General features: G+C 65.1%; 1 protein-coding gene. It reads left to right on the top strand.

Annotated elements, in window-relative coordinates; all coding sequences use genetic code 11:
• Positions 1-627, top strand: a 627-nt coding sequence (locus N5K27_RS29005; RefSeq protein WP_279821042.1) for a DUF6094 domain-containing protein, incomplete at both ends; no start/stop codon positions are given.

Here is a 627-nt window from a genome sequence, read left to right as displayed (position 1 = left end):
TTGGAAAAGCTGTTCTATCAGCGTGCGCTGCCGCTGCTGCAGTACGGCGGCGTGCTGATCTTCATCGTGCCGTCCTACGTGCTCGACGCCGAGCTGGTCGGATGGCTGACGCGCCACTTCGCCGACCTGCGTATCTACCGTGCGGTGGAGACGCAGTTCAAGCAGGTGGTGATCTTCGGTCGCAGGATTCGTCAGCGCGACCAGGCATCGGAATCGGCCAAAGCCGTGCGCGGTCTGCTGCTGCAGATCGGACAGGGTGACGCCGAAGCCGAGGAGCTGCCACTCGAATGGCCGTTCCTGCCGTACACCGTCCCTGCCAGCCCGGCCGAGCCGGAGCACTTCTATCGCGTGACGATGGAGCCCGAGCAGTTCGCCGATGAAGTCGGCCGGCTACAAGGACTCTGGCCGGCGCTCGATATGCACCTGGGCGCCGCGCAGCAATCGCTGCGTCCACCCGCGCGGGCCTTGTCGCACTGGCATCTCGCCCTGGCTTTGGCCGCAGGCGCGATCTCCGGCGTAGTGAAGTCCAAGAGCGGGCGCGTGCTCGTCGTCAAAGGTGATACCCACAAGGAGAAGACCCTCCAGACGGAATACACCGAACGCGACGACGGCTCCGTGGCCGAGACA

Source organism: Pigmentiphaga sp. GD03639 (genome assembly GCF_029845405.1).
Lineage (GTDB): Bacteria > Pseudomonadota > Gammaproteobacteria > Burkholderiales > Burkholderiaceae_B > Pigmentiphaga > Pigmentiphaga daeguensis.
Note: the sequence above shows the minus strand (reverse complement) of the source record. Positions and strands in the feature narration are given on the sequence as shown.